Here is a 23,523-nt window from a genome sequence, read left to right as displayed (position 1 = left end):
CCCGGAGGCCCCGTGCCCTCAGATCCCCACGACCTTGGCGGCCGCCGACACCTCGTACACCAGGGTGACCGTCCGGCGGCCGCCCGGGGGCAGGGAGACGTCCCAGCGGACGACGCCCTCCGCGTCGACCGAGGCCGGCGCGGGGGAGCAGGACTCCTTGCGCAGGCGCACCTCCACCGCCGAGACCTCGGAGACCGGGATCCGCTCCCGCAGGGCCACCACCCGCTCGCCGTCCTCGCCGGGGGCGGAGAACCGGGACAGGTGCAGCCGGACCGTGTGGGTGGTCACGCTTCGCTGGGTGAGCCCGGCGGTGTCGTGCGCCTCCTCGGCGTACCGGACGACCCGGATGTCGTCGCGGCTGCCGTAGGCGAGCTCCGCGGGGGCGCCGGGAGCGGTGAAGTCCAGCGTGCCGCGCCCGACGAACCCGGCGCCGCGCACCAGGTCCACCGGCCCCGCGAGCAGCGCGTGCCCGGACCGGTTGTCGAACCGCACCACCTGCGTGACCAGCGGGGACAGCTCGGGGGAGCAGGCGTACTCGTCGCCCGCGTCCGTCGTGAAGACGGAGAGCGACACCCGGTGCGCGCGGCCGTCCCCCGGGACGGAGACCGGCGCGGGGGCGTTCAGGACGCGCGCCTCGCCGCCGTCGTCGACCCCCGGCAGGCCGAGCACCGGCGCCGGCCCGAGGTCCCCGATCAGCTCCTCGCGCACCTCGACGTCGACCGTGCGCCGCTCGGCGGCCGAGCGGTCCCTGAGCACCAGCCGGTCCTCGACCAGGCGCGGCGGTTCGGTGGCGAGCGCCGAGCGGGCCGTCGACAGCGTCAGCCGGACGTCCGACCAGTCCTCGCCGGTGCGCTGCCAGACCACGGCCTCGGTCTCCAGGGTCAGCGAACCGCCGTCGAGCACGGCCCGGTAGGCGGGCCGCCACAGCGCGCACGGGGTGAGGTGGCCGAGCCGCAGCCGGGCGGGGCCGGCCCGCTCGGCCTCCACGGTCAGCTCCACGTGGGCGACGAGCTCGGGCGGCTCCTGCCCGGCCTCGTCCAGGGCCCGCAGGGTCGCGTCGTACTCGGCTTCGAGGTCGGTCAGCCGGACCTCGACGGCACGGAGCCGTTCGGCGTACGCGTCGCGCTCGGCGTCCACGCGGTCCAGCTTCCGGGCCCAGCGCTCCCCCTCGTACTCCCCGGAGCCGACGCCCTCGCGGATCTCCCGCAGCAGGTCGGCGGCGAGCCGGCCCAGCAGGTCGAGCCGGGCGCGCAGCCGGTCCCGTTCCTGCTCCGCGGTGCGCCGTTCCCCTTCGAGGGCGTGCGCGCGCAGACTGAGGGCGGAGTCGTCCCCGGGGGAGGGGACCGGGCCGCGAGGCGTCCAGGTGCGGACGATCCGTGCGCCGAGCACGGTCGCGGGGCGGTCGGAGGCCAGCTCGGCGTGGAGGGTGCGGTCGACGGCCAGCGCGCTCACGGGGCCGAGGCGCAGCCGCTGGACGCCGGCCGTCAGGTCGAGGTCGGCGGTCCGCTCGACGTGGGCGCGGTCCTCCAGGCAGGTGACGGCGGTGACGGGAAGGGCGATCGGTCGGGGTTCCGTGGTCATGGTGGGGTCAGCTCCTGCGGTTGCCGTCGACCAGGGCCTTGCCGGCCGGGATGCGGATCTCGTAGCCGCCCTCGAGGACGGCGGTGCCGCCGGCGGGGATCTCGACCCGCCGGACGCGGGTGCCCGGCGCGTGCTCCTCGGGGCCGTCCCCGGGCACCGCCCAGCCGTCCCGCTCCTCGATCCGCACGTCGGACTCCGAGGTGACCGGCACCCGCTCGCGGACCTCCACGACGGCGGGCGCCGCGAGGCGGTTCGCCAGCTCCACGTGGACCTGGTGGTCGAGCACGGTGACGTTGTTGCGCAGGCCCGCGGTCGACTCCCGCAGGTGTGTGCGGCGGGTCACGCGGATCGCCTCGGCCGGGCCCAGGCCCAGCCTCCTGACACCGCCGGGGGCGAGCGTGGGGAGCGCGGCCGTCAGCAGGAACTCGTCGTCGGCGGTGACCTCCACCGGGCCGGCGAGGAGGGCCTGTCCGGTGGCGTTGGAGACCACGAGCGTCGTGTACACGGTCTCCTCCACGGACGGCACGCAGAGGTACTCGGTGCGCAGGCCGACCGGGATCTCGCCGACGGTGACGGTGTGCCAGGTGCCGTCCGACGGGACGTCGGCGCGGGCGGCGGCGTCGAAGCGGTGGTCGAACGACCCCGCCGACTCGCGGGGACGCACGGCGTACTGAGGCAGCGGCAGCGCGGCCACCCCTTCGGCGCGGCGGCGGTACTCGCTCGCCACGGCGTCGAAGGAGGAGTCCGGGAACAGGCGTCCCCGGCGCGGCCCCCGGTCCTCGGGGCCGGCCAGGACGAGGGAGGCGTAGTCCAGTTCGTCGCCGCTCGGCCGCGGCGGGCCGGACGGCGCCGGCGGCGGGGCCGACGCGGCCGGGGCGGCCGAGCCGGGGGCCGCGGGCGCCTTGGCCCGCCGGGCGGCCCGCGGCGCGGACCCCGGCGCCCCGCCGAAGGCCTGCGATGCCGGTGCGGGTACCCCGCCGTAGCCCTGCTCCGCGGATCCCGGTGCTCCGCCCGGGCCCTCGGGCGCGAAGCCGTACACGGCGCCGGGCGGCGGGGGCGCCCCAGTGAGGGTCGGCGGCCCGGCGAAGGCCGGCGGCACCGGAGCCGGGGGCGGCGGGACCGGGGCGGCCGCGACCGGCACGGCCACGGAGCCCGCCGCGGCGCCGCCGAAGCCGGAGGCCGGGACGGGCCGGGGCCCGGCCGCCTCGTACCCGTCGAAGAGGTCGGAGAGCCCCGCCGGGGGCTCGCGCCAGCCGGACGGCGCGGGGGCCGCCTGCCGCCGCCCGATCCGTACGGAACGCAGCCGGGGCAGATCGGTGCGGCGCCGCAGGTCGGCGGTGGCCAGGGCGAGGCGCACCCCGGTCCAGTCCTCGCCGGTCCGCTGGGCGACCGAGGCGCGCAGCACCAGCCGCCCCCCGTCGTCGCCCCGGCGGTGCGAGAGGCGGTAGGCCGGAACCCAGACGGCGCCCGGCACGCCGTACTCCAGTTCCAGTTCCAGTTCCGCTTCGGCCGGAGTCTCCCCGTCGGCCGCGCCGACGAGGGTCAGGACGGCGGAGACGGTGGTCTCGACGTGCCGGGAAGGGGCGTCGGTGGACGCCCGGGCGAGCCGGTCGGCGGCGACGGAGAGTTCGTGCTCGACGCGGAGCAGCTCCTCCTCGCACTCGACCAGGCGCGCGTGCAGCCGGGCCAGCCGCTCGTCGACGAAGTCGGCGAGCGCCAGCCAGGCGTCGACGGCGGTGCGGCGGTGCGGGTCCTCGCGCTTGCGGGCCGGGGGGACCGGGTGCAGCCCCTCGACCTCCGCGATCAGGGTCCGCTGCCGGTCCCGGCGCCCCTCGGCCGCCGCGTACGCGTCACGCAGCCGTTCGACCTCGCGCCGCAGCGCGTCGGGCGCCTCGCCGTCGAGCGGCGCGGACGCGACCTCCACCCGGGCCTCGGTGACCCGGACGCCGGAGGAGCCCAGGACCCGGGCCCGCAGCGAACCCGGGTCCAGGGTGCGGGGCAGTCCCGCGACCCGCACCCGGCCGTCCCGGGGCACCACGCCCCGGGCCAGGCGGCGGCAGACCGCGCCCTGCGCGTACACCACGACCGAATCGAGGGTCGACCCCCACCTCCGGCCCGTCTCCTCCGACATGCGCCTCGCCCCCTGCCCCGTCCGTCGTACCGGTCGAAGCCTACGCGGACGGGCCGCGTTCCGGTGCCGGGAGGCGCCTTCGGATCCCTGCCGAAGGCGTCCCTCAGGCCGTGGACGCCGTCGCCAGGACCCCCCGCACCTCCTCCGCGAGCGCGTACGGGTCACCGGCCGGCGCGGTCGGGTAGCGGCCGTGTCCACGGGCCCAGGCGTCGTCCCGCGCGAACCAGTCGACGGCGGCCGGCGCGGCGCCGGTGACCAGGGCGGTGTCGAGGGTCGCGAAGTACGCGGCCCAGCGCGGCGCGTAGAGGTCCCGGACGAGCCCGTCCCACTCGCGGTTGGCGTAGTCGCGCAGCCCCGCCTCGCTCGGCCCCCGGCCGCCCCAGGTGGTCAGGATCGAGCGGGCGTCGTACTCCAGGCGGTCGCGTTCGGCCGGGTCGGCGCCCCAGGCGCGGGCGTCCTCCAGCCACGGGCCGAGCAGGAACCGCCGGTCGGAGCCGACGAGGCGCCCGAGCAGCTCCGTGGCGGCGTTCCACTCGCGCACCAGCGTCCGGAACCGCTCCAGGTCCTTCGCCTCGTACGCGCTCCTGATCCGGGGCAGCAGCACCCGGCCCTGATTGGTGAGCGCCTGGCGCGCCACGTCCACGAGGTCGTGGCGGTACGCGTCGGTGCTCCGCAGCACGGGCGCGACCCGCAGCAGCTCGGCCAGCGCCCGTTCCACCGTGGCGGCGTCGTACCGGGAGGAGGCCGGACTCCAGCGCGCGGACCTGGTCGCCGTGAGGCTCGGCCGCGCGGTGAAGAGGCCGTCCTGCGGCTCGCTCCACGTCCCCGACGCCATGCCGTACGGGCCCAGGCGCAGTTCCTCCCAGGCGGCGGACGCGTGCGGGTCGGCCCCGCCGTAGCGGCGGGCGGCGTAGCCGGCGAACCAGGCCCGCTGGTCGACGGGGCCCGGCTCCCAGGCGAGTTCGGTGAACAGGTCGAATCCGGCGGGGTTCCCGCCGGTGGCCTCCGGCAGGTAGGCGATGCCGCGCAGCGCGGAGTCCGGCCTGGTCAGCCACGTGTGGAAGCGACCGCCCCACACGCCGGTGTTGGCGCCGATGCTGGTGTGGCCGCCGAAGTTGGCGATCGAGCCGAAGGCGTAGGGCGTGCCGCCCCACTCGGTCTCGCGGTCGAGGCCGTCGTAGCGGTCGGAGAGGCCGTCGACGATCAGGACCCGGTCGCGGTCCACCCCGCTCAGGAGCGTGGAGGTCGGGTTCTTCTGCCAGCCGAGCATGACCCAGGTGGCGCCGGGGCGCGCGGTGTCCAGGGCCCGCTGGACGGCCCCGGCGGCCGCGGCGACGTCGACCGTGCCCGGGGTGCCGCCCTCGTGCAGCAGGTCCATCTTGAACATGCCGCTGTCGCCGAACCGCTCCCGCTGGGCCCGGTAGTAGGCGGCGGCGAGGCGGTCGAAGACCGGCCCCGTCGGGTCCAGCCAGTCGGGCCGGCCGAACCCGACCCACGTGCCCTGCGGGACGGTGGCCGCCCCCGGGTTCCGTGCGGCGAACCCCGGCGGCACGGTGCCGAAGTAGCCAGGGAGGACGGGGGTCATCCCGAGCGAGCGCAGCTGCCGCGCGATCCGGCCGCCGAGCGCGGCGCGGGCCTCGATGAGCTGCTCGGAGACCGGGCCGCCGAAGCCCGACATGTTCTGCAGCAGCCACCAGGCCTGGTGGGCGGGGGCGGGGATCCAGCTCCGCAGCTCGGTGGCGTCGTAGCCGAACTCCTGGAGCGCCCGGTAGTACGGGTACTCGGCCCCCGTCGGCACGAAGACCTCGTTCACGCCGTGCAGCGCCATCAGGTCGATGTCGCGGCGGTGCGTCTCGAAGTCCCGGTAGGCGCCCGAGTAGCCCTCGTCGGTGTCGTTCAGGGCGTAGCGGTGGGGGACGTTCGCCGACCGGGTGAGGGTCCCGGGGACCGCGGGGAGGACGGCGGGCAGCCGGCCGAGGCTGTCGCCGGGCCAGCCGATGTCGACCCCGGCGACCCGCTCCAGGTACCAGCCCGCTCCGGCGAGCAGCGTGGCCGGCGAGGTGCCCCGGACCTGGATCCGGCCCGCCCCGCCGGAGACCGCGAACCAGTCGCCGGACTCCGTCCTCTCGACGGGGACCAGGGAGAACTGCTGGGCCCGCGAGGACAGCAGGCGCTCCAGACTCGCCCGCGCGGGCGCGGTGTCGAAGGCGGGCGCGGCGGCGGAGGCAGAGGCGGCCCCGCCCCGGGGGGAGAGCGCGCCGGGCGCGACCGCCGTCGCGACGACGAGCACCACGAGGACGAGGACGTGACGGCATCGGAGCATCAGGCGACGGCCCATCTGGTTCCCTTGGTTCCCTGCTCGAAGGAGTCCGGCGGATCGTCGGCCTCGAAGGAGCCCGGCGGATCGTCCGCCCACTCTCCTACACCCCCTCCCCCGGAGGGGCGCAGACGGGACGGGGACCCGGGGCCTCTCATCCTTGCGGGTGTACGCGGCCGGGTCCCGGCCGCGGTCCTGCGACGACCGGTCCCTCCCTCCGGGAGGAGACCCGGCCTCCTCCCGGAGGGAGGGGCGGCGGCCAACTTCCCTCCGCGCACGGACGGTTGACGAATGGTCTGGACCAACCTACGGTCTGCTGGAGCGCGCGCCATGCCCAGGACCCATCCCCCCACGTCCCCAGGAGCACGCATGCCAGCCCCCCGGATCACCCGCGTCCTCGGAGCGGGCCTCACCGCCCTGCTCGCGGCCGCCGCCCTCGCCGCGCCCGCCGCCGCCGAAGGCGCGAAGCCCGTGCGGACCGCCGTGTCCGCCCCCGCCCCCGCTTCCGGAACCGGAGAGACCGCCGACACCTGCGCCCTCAAGCCGAAGCCCGCCGGAAAGGTCCTCCAGGGGTACTGGGAGAACTGGGACGGCGCGGCCAACGGCGTCCACCCGCCCTTCGGCTGGGCCCCCATCGACGACCCGCGCTTCGCCGCCCACGGCTACAACGTCCTCAACGCCGCCTTCCCCGTGATCCGTTCGGACGGGACGGTGCTGTGGGAGGACGGCATGGACAGCACCGTCCGCGTCGCCACCCCCGCCGAGATGTGCCGCGCCAAGGCGGCCGGGGCGACGATCCTGATGTCGATCGGCGGTGCCACGGCGGGCATCGACCTGAACTCCACCGCCGTCGCCGACCGGTTCGTCGACACGATCGTCCCGATCCTCAAGAAGTACAACTTCGACGGCATCGACATCGACATCGAGACCGGCCTGGTCGGCAGCGGCTCCATCGGCACCCTCTCCACCTCCCAGGCCAACCTGATCCGCATCATCGACGGCGTCCTCGCCCGCATGCCCGCCGGCTTCGGCCTGACGATGGCGCCGGAGACCGCGTACGTCACCGGCGGCAGCGTGGTCTACGGCTCCATCTGGGGCGCCTACCTGCCGGTCATCAAGAAGTACGCCGACAACGGGCGCCTGTGGTGGCTCAACATGCAGTACTACAACGGCAGCATGTACGGCTGCTCGGGCGACTCCTACTCCGCCGGCACCGTCGCCGGGTTCGTCGCGCAGACCGACTGCCTGAACAAGGGCCTGGTGATCCAGGGCACCACGATCAAGGTCCCGTACGACAAGCAGGTCCCCGGCCTGCCCGCCCAGCCGGGCGCGGGCGGCGGTCACATGGCGCCGTCGGCCGTCGCCCAGGCGTGGAACCACTACAAGGGCGCCCTCAAGGGCCTGATGACCTGGTCGGCGAACTGGGACGGCTCGAAGGGCTGGACCTTCGGCGACAACGTCAAGGCGCTCCAGGGCCGCTGACCCGCCGGCCCCGGGCCCTCCTCCCGCACCGGCCCCCGAGGCCGGCTCAGGAAAAGAGGGCCCGGGCGAGGGCGAGACCGGCGAAGACGGCACCGAGCCCGGCCACCACGGAGGCGACGACGTTCGCCACGGCGAAGAACCGCGCGCCGGACTCGGCGAGCCGCAGCGTCTCGTAGGAGAACGTCGAGTACGTCGTCAGCGCGCCGCACAGCCCGGTCCCGAGCAGCAGCTGCACGGTGTGCCCGGCCGCACCGGACAGCGCGGCGCCCGTGAGCAGGCCGAGGACCAGGGAGCCCACGACGTTCACGGTGAAGGTGCCCCACGGGAAGACGGTGTCGTGGCGGGCCTGGACGGCGCGGTCGGTCAGATAGCGCAGGGGCGCGCCGACGGCGCCGCCGGCGGCCACCAGGAGGAAGTCGTTCACCGCCGGTCCTCCCGGTCGTCGTCGACGAGGACGGCCGGGCGGACCGCCGGACGCGTACGGAAGGTCATGACGCGCTCCGGTGCGACAGGAGGCGGCGCGTGCCGAACGCGCCGAGGGCCACCGCCGCCAGTGCGGCGACGACGGTCGCCGCGAGGTAGGCGAGCGCGGTGGAGGCGCGGCCCGCGTCGACGAGGCGTTCGATGTCCACGCAGTACGTGGAGAAGGTGGTGAACCCGCCCAGGAAACCGGTCCCGAGGAACGGGCGCAGGAGGGGGTGGGCCGTGAAGACCCCGGTGACGGCGACGAGGAGGACGCCGATCACCAGACAGCCGACGGCGTTCACCGTCAGGGTCGTCCAGGGGAAGGCGCCCACGGGCGTGGGCCACAGCAGCGACGCCCCGAAGCGGGCCGGCGCGCCGAGCGAGCCGCCCACCGCGACGACGGCGATCACCACAGGGGTGCCGTGGGGCGAACGCCAGGGCTTCCGGCGCCGGCGGACGTCCGCGGGACCGACGTCGGGGTCGATCGGCTCGACCGGTCGCGGGGGTTCTTCGGAACGCATGCCTCTCCCTACGCGTGGTCTCCCGCTCGCGCGGATGCGGGCGGGGACGGGTCACGAGTAGGGACCGTTGGCGACAGCGCGTGCCGCGGTTCGGGTACGGCGGGCCCCACCGCCGCGCGACGGCCCGGGGACGGTCGCGGTTCCAGGATAACGGGCGGCCCCGGGACGCCGCCGCCCGGACCGGGGCGCGCGGGAGCGCCGGTGCGCGGCCGCCGGGAACGGCCGCGCACCGGCCCCCGTCAGGCGGTGTGCAGGGTGAGGCCGTAGCGGCCGAGGATCTCGTTGACGGGCTGGAACCACGTCTCGCCGCCGGAGGAGCAGTTGCCCCAGCCGCCGGAGGTGACGCCCTGGGCCTGGTCGCCGCTGATGAACGCGCCGCCGGAGTCGCCGCCCTCCGCGCAGACGCTGGTCTTCGTCATCTGCTGGACGGCGCCCTGGCTGTAGTTGACCGTCTCGTTCTTGGCGAGGACGGTCCCGCAGTGCCACTTTGTGGTGGAGCCCGAGCGGCAGATCGACGCGCCCACGGGCGCCTCGGCGGAGCCGCGCACCAGCCGGTCGGACGTGACGCCCCAGCCGAGGACGACCGGCACGGTCCACCAGCCGCTGTGGATGCTCACGTACGCGTAGTCGTTGCCGGGGAACGAGGAGCCCTGGAAGGTGCCCATGGCGGAGCCGTCCCAGCCGCGCACCGCCGCCCCGGCCTGGCCGCAGTGACCGGCGGTCACGAACCCGCCGTGCACGGAGAAGCCGATCGAGCAGCGCACGTTGCCGGTGTAGTACGGGTCGCCGCCGACGGTCCCCGCCGCGTACGTACGGGGAGCGGTGGCCGCCTCGGCGACGGTGACGGGCCCCTTCGCCCGCGCCTTCTCGACGAAGGCGCGCACGGCGGGGGCGTCCCGCTCGGCCCGTACGACCGTGACGACGACGCTGTTCGCCTTCGGGTCGACGTGCCAGCCGGCCACGCCCTTCGGCGCGGGGAGCGCGTCGAGGCGGGCCTTGGCCCGGTCGAGGGCGGCGGCGCTGTGGCGGACCACCCGGGTGTCGGCGCCGAGCGCCCGCACCCCGGCCTCCTCGGCGCGGTCGGTGAGGGCTACGACGAGCCGTCCCGAGGAGGGGTCGAACCACGCGCCTCCGTACGCGCCTCCGGCCGTCTGCCGGGCGGTCTTCTCGACCTCGGTCGCGGCCTTCTCGGCGCGCAGCCGCTCCTCGGCCTGCGCCGGGGTCGGGCCGAGGTCCTGCCGCAGGGCGTCGAGCAGCCCGGCCGAGGCGGAGGGGGCGGCGGGCGGCTCGGGGAGCGGCGCGGCGTTCGCGACTCCGGCGTGGGCGGCGCCGAGGCCGAGCGTCAGCAACAGGGCCGCGACGGCGGCGCCCAGGGGGGTGGTGCGTTTCACGAAGCCTCCTGGTGTGGGGGATCGAACGCTTGAGAGCGCTCTCAGAGAGCGTCGGCCGTTACGCTAGCGGCATTGACTTGGCAGGTCCATACCAAAAACGCGCCGAGGGGGAATCGGCCTGTGGCGCCGGACGGATCCGCCCCTAAAGAAGTCCGTCCCTGGGCGGGCTCGTCCCTGGGCGGGCTCGTCCCCGGGCAGGCTCGTCCCCGGACGGCCGAACGGGCCGCCGGTCGCCCGGCGGCCCGTTCCCTCGGAGCCGTGTCCCTGGGGGTGGTATCCCTCGGTGTCGTACGACCGGGCCCGGTGGTCAGAGGCCGGTCGAGGCGCGTGTCAGGTGCGCGGGGGAAGGCGCTTCGCGAGGAACTCCTCGAACGTCACCCTGCCGACGGCCCGCTCCGGCGCCAGGTGGCCGCCCGCGCGGAACCCCCGGTAGGCCTTTCCTGCCAGGGGGACGTTCAGGAGGCGGCGGTGCTGGCCGATCGCGCGCAGATACGTCCGGGCCAGCTCAGGGAACGGGAGCACCTCGGGGCCGCCCATGTCCGGCACCCGGCCCGCGGGCTCCCCGGCGGCGAGTTCGGCGAGGCGGGCGGCGACCTCCGCCACCTCGATCGGCTGGTCCGCGACGCCGGCGGGCAGCGGCATGACCGGCAGCCGGGCCGCGTTGCGCAGCACCTCCACCACCAGGTCGTGGAACTGCGTGGCCCGCAGCACGGTCCACCCGAGCCCGGAGCCCTCGATCATCTTCTCGACGGCGAGCTTGGTCCGGTAGTAGCCGAGCGGCACGCGGTCGACGCCGACGATCGAGACGTACACCAGGTGCCGCACGCCGGCCCGGCGCGCCGCCCCGATGAGGTGGCCCGCCGCCCGGTCGTCGCCCCCGCGCGGCGTGCTCGCGCAGTGCACCACCGTGTCCACGCCCTCGACGGCCGCGTCCAGGCCCGTGCCCTCGCGCAGGTCCACCGCGTACGGCCGGGAGTGGCGGCTCAGCACCCGCACCTCGGCGCCGTCCGCGCGCAGGCGCTCGGTGACGAGCCGCCCGAGCGTTCCTGTACCCCCGGTCACCAGGATCGTGGTCATCGTGCTTCTTCCCTCCGCGGCAGGGTGTGCGCTCCACGACGGAACGCACGTCGAAGGAGGCTACGGCGAGAAGCACCTCCCGGCACCCCGGCCGCGTCCCGGCGGCGTTTCGGCAGGCGTTCCGCAGGGCCCTGGCAGAGAGCGGCCCGGCGGCCCCGTCCCACGGGACCACCGGGCCGCTCGGGCCCGTGAGGCCGTCCGGTCAGTCGGCGGAGACGGCTCCGACCAGGTCGCCCACCTTGCGGTCCGGCAGGGCGCGGGCCACGTCGGCCTGGGCGATGATGCCGACGAGGACGTGGCTGTCGATGACGGGCACGCGCCGGACCCGGTGCTCGCTCATGACGTCGAGCACCTCGTCGGCCTCGGCGTCCGCCCGGACGTAGACGATCTCGTCCTGGGCGAGGTCGCTCACCCGGCACTCCGCCGGGTCCAGGCCCTTGGCCACCACCTTCAGGACGATGTCGCGGTCCGTCAGCATGCCCTTGAGCTTCTCGTCGGCGCCGCAGATCGGCAGGGCGCCGACTCCGAGCTCGGCCATCTTCCGCGCGGCGTCGCGCACGGTCTCGCTCGCCTTCACGCAGGTCGCGTCCGGCGTCATCATCTCGCGTGCCGTGGTCATGGGGATCACCCGCATCCGTTCCGGGGGGCGTGCAACAAGTCCACAGAAGTACTGATACGAACGCGCCTGCCCTGCGGCTCCGAGGGAAAACACGCGGACGGGCGCCGGCCGCCGATTCCTCCGCTCCCCGCCCCTGACCTCGCCGTATCGTTGGCCCGTCTCTTGCGGAGAGTGACCGGGTGGGGGATGATTCCCGGCCGTGACGATCTTCCTCGCCGTCGTGCTCGGCGTGTTCCTCTGCGTGCTCTACCGCCTTTTCATCGCCCCCGGACGGACCGACCGCTGGGTCGGTGAGCACTTCAGGGCCTCCGACTACGGGCTCGCGCCCCGCGAACAGCTCGACCCGAGCCGCCCCGGCCCGCCCTCGCCGCCGTACCGGCGACAGGAGAGGCAGGCCGTGGCCGACGCGGCGTGGAAGGGGAACTGGCGGGCCGCCGAGGCCTACGTTACGGCGGCGGGCGACGACTGGGACGAGCGCTGGTCCCGGACCGAACTCCTCCAGGAGATCGCTCGCGAGGACGACGCCTGGCTGGACGCGTGGCGCGCGGCCGAGCCGGGCAACTGCGACGCGGCGACCCTCCACGCCCGGATCATGGTCCACCGGGCCTGGGAGATCCGGGGCGGCGGCTTCGCCCACGAGGTCCCGACGGACCGGATGAACCAGTTCCGCGCCCTGCTCCCGGCCGCGATCGAGGAGGCGCGACGGGCCGCCCTGCTCGACCCCGCGAACCCGGGCCCCTGGGTCGTCATGGTCACCGCGGCCCGGGGCGCCCAGTACGGCCGCACCCAGTTCCGGCCGCTCTGGGACGGCCTCGCCGCCCGGGCGCCCCACCACTACGAGGGGCACTGGCAGGCTCTCCAGTACTGGTGCGCCAAGTGGTTCGGCAGCGACAGGCTGATGATGCGCTTCGCCCGGCAGGCGGTCCGCAAGGCCCCGCAGGGCAGCCCGCTCGCCGGCATGTACCTGCACGCCCTGAACGAACTGACCGACCGCCCCGCCGCCTCCCCGCTCCCCGCCACTCACGCGGCGAAGAACCGCCTGAAGCGGATCGCGGCCTCCTTCGCCGAGGTCGACCCCGACGACGAGCGCCTGCCCGTCCTGCGCCACCTCCTCGCGCACTACCTGCTCAAGTCGAGGATGTACGGGCCCGCCCTGGAGCAGTTCCGCCTCATCGGCCCGTGGTGCGGCGCCGAACCCTGGCGCGGGGACGGGGACCCGGTGACGGCCTTCGAGACCGCCCGGGGCAGGGCGGTGAGAATGTCCCGCGCCCCCGCCACCCCGATGGTCGAGTCGCACGGAATAGGCCGCTAGGACCTGTCCGGCGCACCCGGCGGGCGCCCCGCCCGGGTCACGGGAAGGGATGCGGCGCCCGCAGGAGCTCCGCCTCCGTGAGCGCGCGGGAGCGGTGGCCGCCCCGGTGGAGGGCCGTGCGCAGCCGTGGCATCAGCAGGGCCCGCTGCCGGTTCCAGCCGAAGTCGATCGGCAGCAGCCCCGGCACCACCGTGGCGACCGTCCGCAGCCCCGCCCGTTCCTGCTCGGGCGTGGTCTGGTCGACCACCACGACGTCGTGGCCCGCCCGGGCCAGCTCGTCCACGACCGCGGCCGCGTCGTCCCGCAGGTCCCCGGTGCGGGGCCGGCCGCCGTCCTCCCACTCCCCGTACACCTCGCCGAACGGCCGGGCCTCCGACGGCTCCAGGTACGCGCGCGCGTACGCGGCCATCCGGGACAGCCCGTAGAGCTGCGGATGGTCCTTGAGGTGCCGTACGAGCGAGAAGTCGTCGGCCATCGCCTCCAGTTCGGTCCGGCGCTCGGCCGTCTGGCGGGCCAGGTGCGGGATGTAGCTCAGCACCTCCGACAGGGCGCCCTCGACGGCCGACCTCGGGTCCAGCGAGGCGGCCGCCGCGAACGACAGCGTGCCCGGGCCGCCGTCCCGGCGGACCCCGACCACCGTGACGGCGGGGACCGCGAGGTCGATCCGGTTGTCGAAGGCGTGCACGTCGTAGCCCTGGAGCGCGGCCCGCTCCACCATGGCGGCGACCGTGGGCCCGCCGACCGTCGCCAGGTCGATCCGGGGCAGCCGGGCCGCCCCGTACCAGCCGTTCAGGAAGGAGTCCCGCTCGACGAGTTCGAGCAGACCGCCCAGGACCGCCTCCTCCAGGCAGCCGCCGATGGCGCAGCCGTTGGAGCACTCGAAGACGAAGTCGTCGTCGGCCGTCGGGACGCTGTAGTGGACCAGCCGCGACGGCACCAGGACCGGACGCCCGTCCCGCAGCGACCAGCCCCGCTCCCAGGGGATGGGCCGGGCCGGGTCGAAGGGCCTGACCATGGGGTCGTCCCGGTACGTCTCCGGGGCGTACAGGCCGCACGCCGCCGGGTCGACCGCCTCGTCCCCCAGCGCGTCGTACGGGGCGACGACCGGCGCCCGTCCGGTGCGCCGGCGGGTGCCCGCGTACCGCTCCAACCCTTCCAGGAACGCCAGTCGGCGGCTGGTGGCGAAGGAGTTCTCCTGCCCGCTCCAGGTCACGTCGTGCAGCCCCGCGTACCCCCGGACGAACACGCTCCCGGCCACCGGCGCGGTCGTGGACGAGGTGACGTCCGTCCAGGTCCCGGCCCCGAGCGCCCCGCAGACCGGATTGGCCAGGGCGTCGACCGGGAGCGGGTACGAGAAGGCCGACCGCAGCCGGTAGCCGTCCGGGTCCGGTTTGGGGCGCGGGACGAGGGCGAGCGACGGGGCGCCGCCGTCCTCCGCCGGGGCCCGCCCTCCCGGCCCGCAGTCCGGGCAGAGCGGGTCCGCGAGGAGCGGATACGTCCTGACCAGCAGGGTCGCCAGGTCCACCCGGGTCACCTGCGACAGCGCCCGGTCCGCCGGGTGCGCGGCGGGAGGCGCCGGGAGCGGCCCGCGCAGCAGCGCCTCGCACAGCGCGGCCACCGTGTCGTGGACGTGCCCGGTGAGCGGCGGCCAGGCGGCGGCGGGCCGGGGGCCGTCCGGACCGCCGGTCTCCAGGGCGTCCCGCTCGCTCCGGCTGCGCAGCCGCTGCCACCGCAGGGCCAGGCAGCGGCCGCAGGCGGGCGCGCTCCCGTCGCCTCCCCAGGGCCCGAGCAGGACCGCCGACGCGCTCAGGTGGACCAGGGCCGACGGCCGGTCGGCGGCCCACGGGTCCGGGACCCGGCCGCCCCCGGCGCCGACGGCCCCGACCGGCACGACCCGGGGCGCGCCGGCGCCGAACCGGCCGTCCAGGGCGGCCTGGAGGGCGTCACGTGCCTCCGCCAGCGGGTGCGGGAGCGCGGCGGTGCTCATGAGTTCTTCGTCCAGCGGAAGAAGCGCACCGCGACCGCCCCGAAGAGCACGCCGAACACCACGAGCCCCGCACACCCCACCCCGATGTCGGAGAGGTCCCCGCGGCCCGTCAGGGCGGCCGACACCGCGTCGTTCAGGTAGCGCAGCGGCAGGACCCGGGAGACGTGCTGCAGCCACTCCGGCATGGAGTCCAGCGGGAAGAAGGAACCGGAGAGGAACGCCATCGGCAGGATCAGGAAGTTGGCGATGCCCGCGACCGACTCCGGCGTGTCGGCGATGCTGCCGATGATCACCCCGAGCAGCAGGAAGGTCGTGATGCCCAGGGCCAGGACCGGGACGAGCAGCGGCCACCGCGAGGCGGGCACGAGCCCGAACCCCGGGAGCATCGCCACCCCCACGAACAGCACCGACTGCACGAGCCCCACACCGAGCGCGAGGACGTACCGGGACCCGATGACGGAGGACAGCGGTGCGGGCGACATCCGGATCATCCGCAGGATGTCGTCCGCGCGCCACTGCATCAGCGTGAACGCGATGCCGAACACGGCGGCGTTCGCGACGCCCCAGGACAGCACCCCGGAAGCGGTGTACGACAGGTACGAGAAGCCGCTCTCCTCGACGTCCTTCCCCCGGAAGACGAGACCGAAGACGACGAGGAAGAGGAGCGGGAAGGCGAACGTGAAGAAGACCGTCGTCCTGTCCCTGACCTGGGCGCGGTAGCCCGCCGCGGTCAGCGCGGAATAGGCGCTCATGCCTGCTGCTCCTGGGTGTTCGGGGCGAGGGGGTCCCGCCGGGCGGTGAGTTCGAGGTAGACGTCCTCGAGGCTGGGCGTACGGGTCTGCACGCCGTCGAGGCCCGTCGCGGCGTCGAGGGCGGAGAGCACCTTGCCGGTGGAACGCGTCTCCAGGACGAGGTGCCCGCCCTGCACGGTGACCCCGTCCACGCCGGGCAGGGCCCGGGCCCGCTCCTCGTCGATCCGGCCGAGCGGGACGAGCAGCCGGCTGCTCGCGCCGAAGGTGCCGATCAGGTGCTGCGGCGCGTCGGTGACGACGAGCCGGCCGGCCACCAGGATGCCGACGCGGTCGCAGAGCGCCTCCGCCTCGTCCAGGTGGTGCGTGGTGTACACGATGGTCCGGCCCGCCGCCTTGAGGTCCCGCAGCACCTCCCACAGATCGCGCCGGCCCTCCGGGTCGAGCGCGGCCGTCGGCTCGTCCAGGAAGATCAGCTCGGGGCCGTGGACCAGCGCCGAGGCGATGGCGAGCCGCTGCCGCTGCCCGCCGGAGAGGTCGTCCACCCGGACGCCGTGCCGCCCGCCGAGCCCCACGGACTCCAGGGTGGCGTCGACGGCCGCCCGGTCCGCCCCGAACAGCGCGGCGACGGTCCGCAGGTGCTCGTGGACGGTCTGCCGCACGAAGAACGCCGAGGACTGGGTCTGCACGCCCATGCGCGGCAGCAGGGCGGTGTTGCGCGGCCAGGGCGGCTCGCCGAACACCGAGACCGTGCCGGAGTCGGCCCTGCGCAGCCCTTCCATGATCTCCACCAGGGTGGACTTGCCCGCCCCGTTGGGCCCGAGCAGCCCGAAGAACTCACCGCGCCGGATGTCCAGGGACACCCCGTCGACGGCCTTCCGGCCGCCGTAGCTCTTGGTCACGCCGGTGACCTCGACGGCCGGGGGAGCCCCGGCGGGGCCGGTGGTGGGGGAGGAGCTCATCCGAATACCTCATTCGTGGATCGCGTGGTCTTCCGCGGGGGAGGGTGTGGGGCGGACAGGGGCGGGCGGGTCATCGCGACAGCAGCAGGACGACGGCCGTGCAGGCGCCGCCGGCGGCGAGCAGCACCAGGGCGACCGACGCGACCGCGTAGGACGCGTAGAGGCGGCGGACGCGCGGCGGATAGGCGGCGACCGCCTCCCGCCCGCGCCGGCGAAGGGCCAGGTAGGTACGGGTCTCCGGGGCGAGGTGCGTGGTGCCCAGGAGGTGGCTCAGGATCCGGTACCCGTCGAGCGGCGGCAGCGGGACCAGATTGCCCAGCGCCTGCACGATCCCCGCGAAGAGCATCCCGGTGAGCGGCGGCCGCGCCGGGTCCGCCGCGTCCAGGAGCGCCCACCAGAGCCCGACGGGCAGCAGGAGGAGCAGGTTGACGTGGGCGCCTGCCGCCGCGACCACCAGCTTCGCCCGGCGCCCCGGCAGGAAGGGGTAGTTGTCGACCGTGCAGTACATCATCAGCGCCGGGAACCGCCAGCGCAGCCCGATCTCGGTGACCACCCCGCCGTAGTGCCGGGCCGCGACGCCGTGCGCCAGCTCGTGCAGGCAGACGCCGAACCAGAGGAGGACGGCGAACGGGACCAGGACCGAGGGGCGGGCGAGAAGGGCCGCGAGCCCGTCGAGCAGAGCCGCCGGACGCGCGAGGACGGCGACGGTCATCACCGCGTACGCGACCACGAGCGGGAGCTGGACCCAGGGGTTCAGCAGCGGCGACAGCAGCCGGTGGAGCCGCCCGGCGGTCGCGTGCGCGTCCGCGACCGTCCGCCGGCTGCCCTTCCAGAAGGTGCCGGTGCGGGCGGGCGGCGGCTCGGGCGGCGCCGGGTCCGGCGCCCCGGCGAGCAGCCCCCGGGCCCCGAGCAGCCCGAGCAGCCGGGTCCACTGCGCCTCGGGGAGCCGGAGCCGGAACCGCTCGGCGTACGCGGCCACGACGTCGTCCGCGTCCCGCGTGCCGTCCAGCAGACCCATGACGAAGCGCTCCTTGGGCCCCACCTCGAACGCGGCGCCGCTCACCGGGTGCTTGACGAGGTGGACGGTCCGCGGGCCGCGCAGCACCGGCGGACCGATCAGCACGCCCGGCCGCATCGCGGGCCGGTAGGCGCGCGCGGCCGAACTGACTTCTGCGGAGCGGTCGTTGCTCGTCCGGTCGACGGCGCTCAAGAGACGTCCTGCTTCCCGTGGTCGGACTCCCGCAGGACCCTGCCCAGGACGAACGACAGGTACGCCTCGTCCCGGATCGTCACGTGCAGCCGGTTGTTCGTCATGTGCATGTACGGCGAGAGGAGCCGGGGCAGCACCGCGGGCACGTGCGTGACGGGCACGAGGGGAGCCGCGTCCGGGTCCTCGGCGCGCTCCTGACCGGTGTCCTCACGGGCCGGCCCCTCCCGGGCGGGAAAGGCGAGGTCACCGCGCTCGGTGAGGTCCACCACCCGCTCCCGCAGCTCCAGGCAGTGCTCGGCCCAGCGGCGCAGGAACACCGGCAGCCCGGCCGTCCCGCCGCCCGCCACGGCCTCCCGGATCCGCGCGAACCGGGCCCCGAGGGAGGGCGCCATCCGCTCGTACGTGCGCTCGTACTCGGTGGACCCGATGAAGCCGGTCCCCGGGAACAGCCGGTGCCAGAAGGCGTAGTAGGAGTCGAGGTAGTCCGCGAGCCGCTCCTCCTCGGGGAGGAAGCAGCTCGCCATCACCATCATGAGCTGGGCGGACGTCCCGAGCAGCACCGTCCGCAGGTGCAGGTTCATGCTTCGGTACGCCTCCAGGACCAGGTCGCTGGAGTGCCGGAAGTGCCACTCGGCGAGCTCCACCCCGGCGGGGCCGCCGTACTTGGCGTACTCGGGGGCGTACGCCTCGTACGAGAAGGAGTTGTTCGGCCGCAGGTTCATCCGCCCGTCCGGGCCCGTGTAACGGGCCCGGTCCTCGCCCGGGAACTCGATGTCGAAGAGCGAGTCGTAGAAGTCCTTGAGGAAGCCCGAGTCGACCTCGTAGAGGGCGGGGCGGGACTTCAGGAACCCCTGGATCGCCTCCTCGGCGCGCCGGCGCACCTCGGCCTCGGCGCCGGGACCGCTCGGGCGGAGCCGCAGCCGCACGTGCGGTCCCTCCAGCCAGTAGGTGATGAAGAAGTGCCCCGCCAGCAGTCCGTCCTCGGTGAGCCCGTCGACCAGCGGGCGGACGCAGTCGACGAGGAGGGGGCGGGGGTTGGCGGCGTAGAAGACGTGCAGCGCCAGCCAGGGGGAGGGGGCGGCCCCCTCCGGGGCGGGGCGGAAGGCCGCGGGCTCGGTCAGTTCGGGCATGACGGGGCGACCTCCGGGCCGGACGACGGGACGGGACGGGGCTGCGGAACGGGACGGGGCTGCGGGGCGGAACGGTGTGCGGGGGCCCGGCGGGTGGTGAAGGTCTCCACCGCGAGTTCGGCCACGTGCCGGCCGCGCTCCGAGGTGACGTGGAGGCCGTCCTCGGCGGGCAGCATCTCCTGGAACGCCACCCGGACCCCGGGCTTCCGCTCCACCAGGGCGTCGAACGCGGCCAGGGACAGCGGGCTGTCGAAGTCGACGTGGACCGGCTTGGCCCCGACCGGTCCCCGGTCCGCCCGGGAGACCGTGGCGAAGCAGCGGTCGGGCAGGCCGTGGGCCCGCCGCCACCGCTGCCAGTCCAGGTAGTGCTCCTCCTCGCCCGCTCCCGGGCGGCGGACCGGCAGGACCTCCGCGGGCGCGGTCCAGCTCCGCCGCCCGACCACCACGTCCCCGTGCCGGATCCGGGGCCTGCGGGTGACCCCGTCCACGGCCGCGCCCTCCGGCACCCCCGCCCACACGTCGAAGGGGGCCATGGTGCTGGGGGAGAGCAGGAGCAGGGTGCGGGGGATGTCGGGGAGCGCGATCGGCACCAGGTAGCCGAGGTAGACCGGCACGACCTCGCGGCCGAGGCGCCGGGAGCGGAGCACCAGCCGCCCGGCCCTCTCGTCGTGCTCGACGTACAGGTCGTCGAGGTGGATCCGGGCCTCCTCCGGCACCGTGCCGGTCTCGCCCGGGCAGACGATCTGGTGGTCGGTCAGCCGTCCGTGCAGGTTCAGGTTGCTGCTGACCGGCCCACCGGTGACCTCCGCGAACACCGCCCCCTCCGGCCGCCGGGCCGCCGTCTCCCCGCGCAGGGCGTCGGAGAGGCCGGGGCCCGCCGCCCCGGCACCGTCGTACAGGTGGGTGAACCGGCTGAAGGGGAAGGCGAGCCCGCCGTACGACTTGTTGAGCACGACGAGCGACCGGCCCCCGGCGGGCCGGGAGAGCTGGAGGTGGTGACTCTGCGGGACGAAGTGCCCGGTGAGCGGCGCGAGTTCACCGGCCGTCTCCGCCAGCAGGCCGCCCGGCAGCTCGACCTCCTCCGTCTCCGGGTCCACCTCCCGCTCCCACAGGGCGCGCACGCCGTCGTGGAAGCGGCGGCGGGCCCGGTCGAGGGTCCGCATCTCCTCCTGCCCGAGCCAGTTCTCCTCCGGCCGGTACGCCCCGTCCTCGCCGAAGCGGACCCGCTTGGAGGTGAAGGAGACGTACTGGTCGAAGAAGTCCTCGTGGAAGTCGTGGACCAGACCGAGCAGGTCGTCGCAGCGGCCGCCGCGCCCGTACCGGGCGACGAAGAAGCCGAGCAGGGTGATCCGCTGGGGGAGCGTCAGGTCGAACAGCGGCAGCACCCCCTCGACCGCCCGCAGCGCCCGGCCCGTCCCCCCGCCCAGCACACCGGCCCCGCAGACCAGGCCGTCGCCCGCGCTGACGTCCTCGTACACCAGCGTCTGCGGAAGGGACGGCTCGGCGGCCCCCAACCCGGCCTGGACCTCCTGGAGTCGGCTCCGCAGCGTGCCCAGCAGGGCGCGCCGCTCGTCGACGCCCGCCCCCGGGTAGCGGGCGAGGCAGTCGGCCGGGCCGTCCAGGAGGTCCGCGAGCCGGTCGGCCCACGGCGCGCCGAGGGAGCGCAGGGCGTCCTGGTAGGAGCGCAGCGGATCCCGGCCGTGCACGTCCGTGCGGAGCACCGGGACCTGCACCATGCCGACGTCGAGGAGGGCCGAGGCGTACCGCTCGCACACCTCGCGGCCGGCCCCGTGCTCACCGTCCAGCCACTCCACCAGGTCCCGGTGGCGCACCTTCCCGTCCCGTCCGCCGAGCCACTCCAGGAGCCGGTCCAGGGCGCCGCTGCCGCGCAGGAAGAACAACCGGTCGCGGACCGCGTCGAAGGTGACGGCGGCCCCGTCGTCGCCCGCCGTCGTCACGTGGCGCACGTACCGGATGCGGTCGGCGTCCCGCTCCCAGCCCTGCGAGAGGACCACCGGCAGGTCCCGGCGGCGCTCCGGATCGGCGGTGATCAGCTCGGTCAGCCGGGTCAGCACGACGACGTTGAGCCGTACGTGGCTCACCCACTCCCCGTCGATGCGCAGACCGGCGTCGTGAGCCGGATCCTCCGCCGGATCGCCCGCGAAGGAGGCGAGGCCGACGCCGGTGAAGGTGCTGAAGGGGCTGGTCTTGCAGGCCGTGCGGTAGAGGTAGGTGAGCGCCGAACGCTCGATCTTGCGCAGGCGGTTGCCCGGCCGCGGGCTCGTGTCGCGCAGATAGGCGTCGAGGCGCGCGTCGAGGGCGGGCGAGGCGAGCAGCAGACCGTGGCGCAACCGCTCCTCGGTGAGCACGCGGCGCAACGCGCCCCGGCTCTCGCGGAGTTCGCCGTCGAGCAGCTCCGCGCCTTCGGCCGTCAGCTCCGCGAGCCGCGCCCGGCCCCGCAGCCACCGCGCGGTCCGCTCGCCGGCGTCCCGGTCGAGTCCCGTCACCAGGCGCACGGCGGCGTCGGGATCGGCGGGCAGCCGGTTGTTGAAGATCCGCCGCCGCAGGTCGAGGAGCGCGCGGCGCACTCCGGCGTCCCCGTCACCGCCCCCGGGCGCGGCGGTCGATCCGACCAGGGCGTGCAGGCGGTCGCCGAGCAGTGCCCCCTCGGCGGCGAGGCGCTCCTCCTCGTCCAGTACGGCGTCGGCCCAGCGGCGCGTGCCCGGGCAGCGCAGCCCGTGGACCGTCTCGACCGGAAGACCGGCCACCCGGAGCACGAAGCGCCTGCCGGGCTCCCAGGCGGCCTCGGCTGTGTCACGGGCGTCCGGGACGCCGGACTCTGTGCGTGTCATGGGAATCCTCCGAGGCCGTCAGGCGATCTCGTGGCGGAAGTCGGCGGGCCCGGGCCGTTCGTGACCGAGGGCCATGATGAGCAGCGGGGCCTCGTCGCCGTCCGTGAGCCCGAGCCGCTCGGCGTACGAGACGTTGTCGAAGCCCAGCGCCACGCCCGCGCCCAGACCCAGGGCCGAGGCCGCCAGGTAGAAGCTCTGGGCGACGGCCCCGGCGGTGGCGACGGCGAGCCGGTAGCCCCGGTCGCCGACGGCGTCCAGGACGGCGGTGGTCCGCACGGTGGGCACCAGGACCGCCCCGGCCTGCTCCAGGTTGTAGTTGGCCAGGAAGTAGTTCTCCTGGAGGAACGGGCCCTGCGGCCCCGTGACGACCGCGCGCAGGTCGCCGCGGTCGGGGTCGTACGCGTACGCGCCCTGCCCGATCCCCGTCACGTGGTTGACGAAGACGTACAGCCGGGCGAGCCGGTGCTCCCCGGACGGGTCGGTGTCACCGGCCAGCCGGGTCCCGGCGCAGGCCGCCAGGACCGACGACAGGTGCCCGGCGGACACCTCCCGGCGCGCGTCGAACCGCCCGAAGCTGGAACGGCGCTCCCGCAGGGCCCGGCGCACGCCGGTGCCGGGGAAGGCCGGTGCGGGCAGGGGCGTGCGCACGCCCCCGTCGGCCGTGTCCGTGAGAGCCGTGTCCGTGAGGGCCGCGGCGGCGGCCAGCGCGCCCGGGGCGGGCCGGGCGGTGGCCCCCTCCAGGGTCGCCCGGTGCATCGCGCGGACCTGGGGGAAGTCGAGGAGGGTACGGGAGCGCTCGACGTCCCGGTGCCGCACGGCGGGGCGGTGGTCCGGGTCCGTGCGCGGGGCCTCCGGGAGGGCGCTTCCGGGGCGGGCGGTCTCCGGTCCCACTCGCCCGGCTCCGGCCCCGTCCCAGCGCAGCGGCACCACCGCGAACACCGCCTCCTCCTCGCCCGGCACCCCGAGCAGCCCGTTCAGGGCGGGCTCGTCGAACCACAGCGCGGGCGCGAGCCGCAGCCCCCGGGCGGCGGCCCAGATCCGCCAGGTCTGCGCGAGGGTGCCCAGGTCGGTGCAGACCACGTGGAAGCAGAAGCTGTTGTACTTGAAGGAGTTCTGCCAGTACTTGACGCCGAGGACCAGGTACTGGTCGGTGTCGAGGGCCCCGTCGGGCGCGTCCGGGCCCAGCGCCTCGCGGACCCGGCCCGTGACGTCGCCGGTCAGCAGCCGTTGCAGGGCGTGCCGCTGGACGTCGTAGTAGTGGAGGCCCGGGGTGAGCGGGCCGGAGGGGCCGGACGCCCAGTGGACGCTCACCGGGTAGAGCCCGCCGCCGCCGGCCGTGCCGCGCGACCAGTTGGCGTGGTGGTAGTACGGCAGCCCGGCCAGATCGGTGTTGGCCTGGATCCCGAGGCGGCGGCCGGTCAGTCCGTACGAGTCCTTCAGCATCGCCGACAACAACGGGAGACCGAACCCGGTAGGGGGCTCGGGCGCGGGGCCCCCGCCGGCGCCGGGCAGCAGAGCGGGCCCGATCGGCACGTCCGGGAGGTCCTCGGTCTCCGGCAGCGCGAACGCCTCCGCGCCCGGGTAGTACTTGCCCCGGCGCGGACCGTCCGCCCAGTTCACGACGTGGTCGGTGGGCTCCATCGGAACGCGGCCGCGGTGCAGGACGGCGTGCGCGTACTCATGGGCGTATCCCATGGGATCCCCCTTTCTCCGGGTTTCCCCGGGCGTCGGGCGTGC

The 23,523-nt window shown here is 75.4% G+C and carries 17 protein-coding genes; 2 read left to right on the top strand and 15 right to left on the bottom strand.

The window, feature by feature from the left end:
- Positions 1–18: 18 nt before the first annotated feature.
- The 3 genes from ACIP5O_RS27255 to ACIP5O_RS27245 all read right to left on the bottom strand — a co-directional run bounded on the left by ACIP5O_RS27255 (position 19) and on the right by ACIP5O_RS27245 (position 6,035).
- Positions 19–1,581 carry a mucoidy inhibitor MuiA family protein gene (locus ACIP5O_RS27255; protein WP_401297580.1) on the bottom strand — a complete coding sequence of 521 codons (1,563 nt, stop codon included), beginning with the start codon at positions 1,579–1,581 and terminating at the stop codon, positions 19–21.
- Positions 1,582–1,588: 7 nt separating this feature from the next.
- The gene (locus ACIP5O_RS27250) at positions 1,589–3,712 is read right to left on the bottom strand and encodes a DUF4139 domain-containing protein (RefSeq protein WP_401297579.1); all 2,124 of its coding nucleotides are present in this window, start codon (positions 3,710–3,712) and stop codon (positions 1,589–1,591) included.
- Positions 3,713–3,815: 103 nt separating this feature from the next.
- On the bottom strand, positions 3,816–6,035 hold the full coding sequence (locus ACIP5O_RS27245; RefSeq protein ID WP_401297577.1) for an alpha-N-acetylglucosaminidase: 2,220 nt from the start codon (positions 6,033–6,035) through the stop codon (positions 3,816–3,818).
- A 363-nt stretch (positions 6,036–6,398) separates the two neighbouring features.
- Between ACIP5O_RS27245 and ACIP5O_RS27240 the strand changes: the two genes are divergently transcribed.
- On the top strand, positions 6,399–7,511 hold the full coding sequence (locus ACIP5O_RS27240; RefSeq protein ID WP_401297576.1) for a chitinase: 1,113 nt from the start codon (positions 6,399–6,401) through the stop codon (positions 7,509–7,511).
- 46 nt (positions 7,512–7,557) lie between these two features.
- Here the strand turns inward: ACIP5O_RS27240 and crcB (ACIP5O_RS27235) are convergent, their stop codons facing one another.
- The 5 genes from crcB (ACIP5O_RS27235) to ACIP5O_RS27215 all read right to left on the bottom strand — a co-directional run bounded on the left by crcB (ACIP5O_RS27235) (position 7,558) and on the right by ACIP5O_RS27215 (position 11,584).
- Positions 7,558–7,935 carry a fluoride efflux transporter CrcB gene (gene crcB, locus ACIP5O_RS27235; protein ID WP_401297574.1) on the bottom strand — a complete coding sequence of 126 codons (378 nt, stop codon included), beginning with the start codon at positions 7,933–7,935 and terminating at the stop codon, positions 7,558–7,560.
- A 64-nt stretch (positions 7,936–7,999) separates the two neighbouring features.
- Positions 8,000–8,497: a fluoride efflux transporter CrcB gene (crcB, locus tag ACIP5O_RS27230; protein ID WP_401297572.1), complete on the bottom strand. Its 498-nt coding sequence runs from the start codon at positions 8,495–8,497 to the stop codon at positions 8,000–8,002.
- Positions 8,498–8,736: 239 nt separating this feature from the next.
- Positions 8,737–9,888 (bottom strand): S1 family peptidase, encoded by a 1,152-nt coding sequence (locus tag ACIP5O_RS27225; RefSeq protein ID WP_401297570.1) that lies wholly within the window; start codon positions 9,886–9,888, stop codon positions 8,737–8,739.
- Between the two features lie 330 nt (positions 9,889–10,218).
- Positions 10,219–10,965 (bottom strand): SDR family oxidoreductase, encoded by a 747-nt coding sequence (locus ACIP5O_RS27220; protein WP_401297568.1) that lies wholly within the window; start codon positions 10,963–10,965, stop codon positions 10,219–10,221.
- Positions 10,966–11,167: 202 nt separating this feature from the next.
- The gene (locus ACIP5O_RS27215; RefSeq protein WP_401297566.1) at positions 11,168–11,584 is read right to left on the bottom strand and encodes a CBS domain-containing protein; all 417 of its coding nucleotides are present in this window, start codon (positions 11,582–11,584) and stop codon (positions 11,168–11,170) included.
- 199 nt (positions 11,585–11,783) lie between these two features.
- Between ACIP5O_RS27215 and ACIP5O_RS27210 the strand changes: the two genes are divergently transcribed.
- A complete protein-coding gene (locus ACIP5O_RS27210; protein WP_401297564.1) occupies positions 11,784–12,896 on the top strand; it encodes a hypothetical protein in 1,113 nt (370 codons plus the stop codon).
- Between the two features lie 37 nt (positions 12,897–12,933).
- On the opposite strand, the gene ACIP5O_RS27205 is transcribed toward ACIP5O_RS27210, so the two are convergent.
- The 7 genes from ACIP5O_RS27205 to ACIP5O_RS27175 form a co-directional block, all read right to left on the bottom strand.
- Positions 12,934–14,883, bottom strand: coding sequence for a TOMM precursor leader peptide-binding protein (locus tag ACIP5O_RS27205; protein ID WP_401297562.1), 1,950 nt, complete (start codon positions 14,881–14,883; stop codon positions 12,934–12,936).
- A complete protein-coding gene (locus tag ACIP5O_RS27200) occupies positions 14,880–15,635 on the bottom strand; it encodes an ABC transporter permease (RefSeq protein WP_401297560.1) in 756 nt (251 codons plus the stop codon). The genes ACIP5O_RS27205 and ACIP5O_RS27200 overlap by 4 nt, the downstream gene beginning before the upstream one ends.
- Positions 15,632–16,594 (bottom strand): ATP-binding cassette domain-containing protein, encoded by a 963-nt coding sequence (locus tag ACIP5O_RS27195; protein ID WP_401297558.1) that lies wholly within the window; start codon positions 16,592–16,594, stop codon positions 15,632–15,634. The genes ACIP5O_RS27200 and ACIP5O_RS27195 overlap by 4 nt, the downstream gene beginning before the upstream one ends.
- 70 nt (positions 16,595–16,664) lie before the next feature.
- Entirely contained in the window at positions 16,665–17,804 is a 1,140-nt protein-coding gene (locus ACIP5O_RS27190; protein WP_401297557.1) for a metalloprotease, read from the bottom strand.
- The gene (locus ACIP5O_RS27185; protein ID WP_401297555.1) at positions 17,801–18,934 is read right to left on the bottom strand and encodes a lantibiotic dehydratase C-terminal domain-containing protein; all 1,134 of its coding nucleotides are present in this window, start codon (positions 18,932–18,934) and stop codon (positions 17,801–17,803) included. The genes ACIP5O_RS27190 and ACIP5O_RS27185 overlap by 4 nt, the downstream gene beginning before the upstream one ends.
- Positions 18,922–21,786 (bottom strand): lantibiotic dehydratase, encoded by a 2,865-nt coding sequence (locus ACIP5O_RS27180; RefSeq protein WP_401297553.1) that lies wholly within the window; start codon positions 21,784–21,786, stop codon positions 18,922–18,924. Before ACIP5O_RS27180 ends, ACIP5O_RS27185 begins: the two co-directional genes overlap by 13 nt.
- Positions 21,787–21,804: 18 nt before the next feature.
- A complete protein-coding gene (locus ACIP5O_RS27175; RefSeq protein WP_401297551.1) occupies positions 21,805–23,481 on the bottom strand; it encodes a nitroreductase family protein in 1,677 nt (558 codons plus the stop codon).
- Positions 23,482–23,523: the final 42 nt, after the last annotated feature.

The sequence above is a fragment of the Streptomyces sp. NPDC088915 genome (assembly GCF_044749825.1).
Lineage (GTDB): Bacteria > Actinomycetota > Actinomycetes > Streptomycetales > Streptomycetaceae > Streptomyces.
Note: the sequence above shows the minus strand (reverse complement) of the source record. Positions and strands in the feature narration are given on the sequence as shown.

Excerpts from the sequence above, each read along its gene's own strand:
- ACIP5O_RS27255 (WP_401297580.1), bottom strand. The coding sequence starts at position 1,581 with ATGACCACGGAACCCCGACCGATCGCCCTTCCCGTCACCGCCGTCACC.
- ACIP5O_RS27250 (WP_401297579.1), bottom strand. The coding sequence starts at position 3,712 with ATGTCGGAGGAGACGGGCCGGAGGTGGGGGTCGACCCTCGATTCGGTC.
- ACIP5O_RS27245 (WP_401297577.1), bottom strand. The coding sequence starts at position 6,035 with ATGCTCCGATGCCGTCACGTCCTCGTCCTCGTGGTGCTCGTCGTCGCG.
- ACIP5O_RS27240 (WP_401297576.1), top strand. The coding sequence starts at position 6,399 with ATGCCAGCCCCCCGGATCACCCGCGTCCTCGGAGCGGGCCTCACCGCC.
- crcB (WP_401297572.1), bottom strand. The coding sequence starts at position 8,497 with ATGCGTTCCGAAGAACCCCCGCGACCGGTCGAGCCGATCGACCCCGAC.
- ACIP5O_RS27220 (WP_401297568.1), bottom strand. The coding sequence starts at position 10,965 with ATGACCACGATCCTGGTGACCGGGGGTACAGGAACGCTCGGGCGGCTC.
- ACIP5O_RS27215 (WP_401297566.1), bottom strand. The coding sequence starts at position 11,584 with ATGACCACGGCACGCGAGATGATGACGCCGGACGCGACCTGCGTGAAG.
- ACIP5O_RS27205 (WP_401297562.1), bottom strand. The coding sequence starts at position 14,883 with ATGAGCACCGCCGCGCTCCCGCACCCGCTGGCGGAGGCACGTGACGCC.
- ACIP5O_RS27200 (WP_401297560.1), bottom strand. The coding sequence starts at position 15,635 with ATGAGCGCCTATTCCGCGCTGACCGCGGCGGGCTACCGCGCCCAGGTC.
- ACIP5O_RS27195 (WP_401297558.1), bottom strand. The coding sequence starts at position 16,594 with ATGAGCTCCTCCCCCACCACCGGCCCCGCCGGGGCTCCCCCGGCCGTC.
- ACIP5O_RS27185 (WP_401297555.1), bottom strand. The coding sequence starts at position 18,934 with ATGCCCGAACTGACCGAGCCCGCGGCCTTCCGCCCCGCCCCGGAGGGG.
- ACIP5O_RS27180 (WP_401297553.1), bottom strand. The coding sequence starts at position 21,786 with ATGACACGCACAGAGTCCGGCGTCCCGGACGCCCGTGACACAGCCGAG.
- ACIP5O_RS27175 (WP_401297551.1), bottom strand. The coding sequence starts at position 23,481 with ATGGGATACGCCCATGAGTACGCGCACGCCGTCCTGCACCGCGGCCGC.